The following is a 207-nucleotide window of genomic DNA, read 5'->3' as shown; positions in this document are numbered from 1 at the left end:
GTTGTGGCAGGGGTGGCATCACCACATGGCGATGGTGCTGATGGCGTTGTTGTTCTTGTTGGAGGTCCGCCGAAAGCATCGTGGTACGTTGCCCTTGTTGAGTGCGCGCGACGTCCGGGAAGTGCTCAGCATCTTGCTGCCGCGCGCGAACGTGACATTGGAGGACGCTCTGGCGCAGATGGCCCGACGTCACCGGCGAAGGGCATC

Annotated in this window: 1 pseudogene; it reads left to right on the top strand. The window is 62.3% G+C overall.

Going from position 1 to position 207, the window contains the following annotated elements:
• Nucleotides 1–25 precede the first annotated feature (25 nt).
• A pseudogene (locus ACYQ8L_RS18875) lies at nucleotides 26–207 on the top strand (IS701 family transposase); the annotation flags it as partial.

This window comes from Deferrisoma palaeochoriense (genome assembly GCF_054656955.1).
This window is presented reverse-complemented; position numbering and strand designations above follow the sequence as displayed.